General features: G+C 74.8%; 5 protein-coding genes and 1 pseudogene. 5 read left to right on the forward strand and 1 reads right to left on the reverse strand.

Annotated features, from left to right (window positions below; genetic code table 11):
• The 4 genes from F2B26_RS15015 to F2B26_RS15030 form a co-directional block, all read left to right on the forward strand.
• A partial coding sequence (locus tag F2B26_RS15015) for an MMPL family transporter (protein WP_159810737.1) occupies positions 1-1,108 on the forward strand: 1,108 nt, incomplete at its 5' end.
• 42 nt (positions 1,109-1,150) lie between these two features.
• The gene (gene purS / locus F2B26_RS15020) at positions 1,151-1,411 is read left to right on the forward strand and encodes a phosphoribosylformylglycinamidine synthase subunit PurS (protein WP_159810739.1); all 261 of its coding nucleotides are present in this window, start codon (positions 1,151-1,153) and stop codon (positions 1,409-1,411) included.
• Positions 1,408-2,100: a phosphoribosylformylglycinamidine synthase subunit PurQ gene (purQ, locus tag F2B26_RS15025; protein WP_159810742.1), complete on the forward strand. Its 693-nt coding sequence runs from the start codon at positions 1,408-1,410 to the stop codon at positions 2,098-2,100. The genes purS and purQ overlap by 4 nt, the downstream gene beginning before the upstream one ends.
• Before the next feature lies 1 nt (position 2,101).
• Positions 2,102-2,581 (forward strand): GNAT family N-acetyltransferase, encoded by a 480-nt coding sequence (locus F2B26_RS15030; RefSeq protein ID WP_235929704.1) that lies wholly within the window; start codon positions 2,102-2,104, stop codon positions 2,579-2,581.
• 31 nt (positions 2,582-2,612) lie between these two features.
• On the opposite strand, the gene F2B26_RS15035 is transcribed toward F2B26_RS15030, so the two are convergent.
• On the reverse strand, positions 2,613-3,182 hold the full coding sequence (locus F2B26_RS15035) for a cysteine hydrolase family protein (RefSeq protein WP_159810744.1): 570 nt from the start codon (positions 3,180-3,182) through the stop codon (positions 2,613-2,615).
• An 85-nt stretch (positions 3,183-3,267) separates the two neighbouring features.
• On the opposite strand from F2B26_RS15035, the pseudogene F2B26_RS15040 reads away from it, so the two are divergent.
• Positions 3,268-3,561 (forward strand): annotated as a pseudogene (locus tag F2B26_RS15040) (AraC family transcriptional regulator); the annotation flags it as partial.

The raw sequence follows: 3,561 nt of genomic DNA on the forward strand, positions 1-3,561 counted from the left end.
CGGCACCGTGGCCCGGCGGCCGTGGACCGCCGTCGTCGCGAGCACCCTGCTGCTCGCCGCGCTCGCCGCCCCCGCGGTCTGGCTCACGCTGGGCCAGAGCAGCGACGCCGACTGGCCGCTGAGCTCGGAACGACGCATCTCCTACGACCTGACGACCGCCCAGCTGGGCGCCGGGGCGAGCGCCACCCTGCAGGTGGCCCTCGCCCTGGACCCGGCAGCGACCTCGGCGCACGACCCTCGGCTCACCGAGGTCGCCGACTCGCTCGCGGCGGTGCCGGGCGTCACCTCGGTCGCGCAGCCGACGCTGGCCACCGACGGGACGGCCGCCGTGCTCCGGGTCCAGCCGGCCACGGGAGCCGCCGACCCCGCGACCGGCGACGTGGTCACCGGGCTGCGGGCCGTCGAGGCCCCGGACGGTGTCACGGTGCACGTCGGCGGTCCGACCGCGACCCGACTGGACCTGTCCGACCGGATCGCGCAGCGACTGCCGTGGCTGGTGCTCGCCACCGTCCTGGTAGCCGCGGGGCTGCTGGCGCTCGCGTTCCGGTCGGTGGTGGTGCCGCTCAAGGCCGCCGCCATGGACCTGGTCTCCGTCGCCGCCGCGTACGGCGTGGTGACCGCGGTGTTCGAACGCGGCTGGGGAGCCGGTCTGGTCGGCCTGGACGGGCCGGTAGCGATCGACGCCTACGTCCCGATGATGCTGTTCGCGGTGCTCTTCGGGCTGTCGATGGACTACGAGGTGTTCCTGCTCTCGGCCGTCCGCGAGCACTGGCTGCAGACCCGGGACAACACGCTGGCGGTGCGACGCGGCCTGGCCGAGACCGGACGCATCATCACCGCCGCCGCGCTCATCATGTTCTCGGTCTTCGCCTCGTTCGTCCTCACCGACAACCCGGTGATCAAGGTGTTCGGAGTGGGGCTCGCGGTCGCCGTCGCGGTCGACGCCACCGTCGTGCGCACCGTGCTGGGCCCGGCCGTCATGGTCCTCACGGGTCGGTGGACGTGGTGGTGGCCCGGCGCCCGCACCGCCCAGGTGCCACCCGACCACCACGACGAGGCCGCCCCCGCGGACGAGACCGGGGCCCGGGTCCCGCCGCCCGCGCCGTAGACTCAGCCCCGCCAGCCACCCGCCGCACCCCGGGAGAGCACTGTGGGACGTGTCGTCGTCGACGTCATGCCGAAGCCGGAGATCCTCGACCCGCAGGGCAAGGCCGTCGCCCGCGCACTGCCCCGCCTGGGCATCGAGGGCTTCACGAGCGTCCGGCAGGGCAAGCGGTTCGAGCTCGAGGTCGAGGGGCCGGTCACCGAGGCCGTGCTCGCGGCGGCCCGCGAGGCGGCGACCACGATGCTCTCGAACCCCGTGATCGAGGACGTCGTCCGGGTCGCGGAGGACACCGGGGTCGTCGCGTGACCAAGGTCGGCGTCGTCACCTTCCCGGGCACGCTGGACGACCGGGACGCCGCACGCGCGGTCCGGCTGGCCGGGGCCACCGCGGTGAGCCTGTGGCACGCGGACGCCGACCTGCACGGGGTGGACGCCGTGGTGCTGCCGGGCGGCTTCTCCTACGGCGACTACCTGCGCGCCGGGGCCATCTCCCGGTTCGCCCCCGTGATGACGTCGATCGTCGAGGCCGCGGGCAAGGGGCTGCCGGTGCTCGGCATCTGCAACGGGTTCCAGGTGCTCACCGAGGCCCACCTGCTGCCGGGCTCGATGATCAAGAACGACCACCTGCACTTCATCTGCCGCGAGCAGGCGCTCACGGTGGAGAACAACCGCACCGCCTGGACCGGCGACTTCGCCGTCGGCGACACCGTCACCGTGCCGCTGAAGAACCAGGACGGCCAGTACGTGGCCGACGCCGACACGCTCGAGCGCCTCGAGGGCGAGGGGCGCGTCGTGTTCCGCTACCGCGAGGTCAACCCGAACGGCTCGCGCCACGACATCGCCGGCATCACCAACGAGGCCGGCAACGTCGTGGGGCTCATGCCGCACCCCGAGCACGCCGTGGAGGCCGGTTTCGGCCCGGACGGCGCCAAGGGCCCGCGCACCGGCACCGACGGTCTGCGGTTCTTCACCTCCGTGCTGCACGCGCTGGTCTGAGTTGCCCTTCGAGCTCACCGACGTCGACTGGGACGACGCGACCGCACGCGCCCTGCGGGACGCCCAGCAGGCCGAGCTCGCCGCCCTGTACGGCCGACCTGACGAGGGCACCGGCATGACCGGTGCCGACGTCGTGGCGATGGTGGTCGGTCGCCTCGACGGTCGCCCGGTGGCCTGCGGTGCCCTGCGCGACGCGGCCGACCTGGCCGGCGACGTGGGCCCGGGCGCCGCCGAGCTCAAGCGGATGTACGTGGCACCGCCCGCCCGCGGCCGCGGCTACTCGTGGGACGTGCTGCGCGCCCTGGAGGCGCGGGCCGTCGCGCTCGGCTTCGGCCGGGTGGTGCTGGAGACCGGTGCGCTGCAACCTGCGGCGATCGCGCTCTACGAGGCCGCCGGGTACCTGGCGGTGCCGGCGTACGGCGCCTACCGCTGCGCGCCGAGCTCGGTCTGCTACGCCAAGGCCCTGCCGCAGCAGAGCTGACCGCGGCGGCGGCCCGTCGGGCGGCGGCCGCTCAGCGCGCGGCGGCCAGCACCTCCTCGGTCGTCACCACCGTGGCGAAACCGCCGGCGTGCAGGCTGGTGGCGGTCGCCCGGCTCAGCTCGTCGGCGGTGAGCACCGCCCCGTCCGGCCCCGCCGCATCGAAGGTGAACGTCGCGTCCAGCGGCAGCAGCACCTGGTAGCCGAGGTTCCCGGCCATCCGCACGGTGGTCTCGACGCACATGTTGGTCTGGATGCCGGCGACCACGAGGTGCCCGATCCCCGCCGCCTGCAACCAGGCGTGCAGGTCGGGGGTGCCGTAGAACGCCGAGTTCACGGTCTTGGTGACGTGCAGCGCGGCGGGCACGTCCGCCACGACGTCCATGAGCGCATGGCCGGGGGCGTCGGCGGCCAGCGGCCGGCCGGGTGCCGAGGCGTGCTGCACGACGACGACGGGACGGCCGGTGCCCACCCACGTCGCGGCGAGCGCGCCGATCGCGGCCTCGGCGCCGGGGTTGCTGCGGCGACCCCAGAACGCGAGGTCGTCGAACCCCCGCTGGACGTCGACGAGGAGAAGGGCGGACCGGGCGGGGAGCGTCGTCATGCCGTCAGCCTGGCGCCCGGCGAGTCCTCGGCGTGAGTGGCCGGAAGGACGTCGAGCGATGGCTTCGGGCCAGTAGGGTGGCGGCGTGCTGAGGGTCGCGCTCGTGCTGCTCCCGGGCGCCCGCATGTTCGACCTGGCCGTCGCCTGCGAGGCGTTCCGCCCCGCGCACCTCCAGGTGCCCGCGCTCGACCTGGAGCTGCGCCGTTGCGCGCTGGCCCGCGGTCCGGTCGAGATCGGCGACGGTGCCGTCCAGCACGCCGAGCGCACCCTGGCCTGGACCCGACGCGCCGACCTCGTCGTCGTCCCCGGACTGGTCACCGGCGCCCCCGACCCGGACCCGCAGGTGCTGGCGGCCCTGGTCGCGGCGCACCGGCGCGGG

The sequence above is a fragment of the Cellulomonas citrea genome (assembly GCF_009829685.1).
GTDB lineage: Bacteria > Actinomycetota > Actinomycetes > Actinomycetales > Cellulomonadaceae > Cellulomonas > Cellulomonas citrea.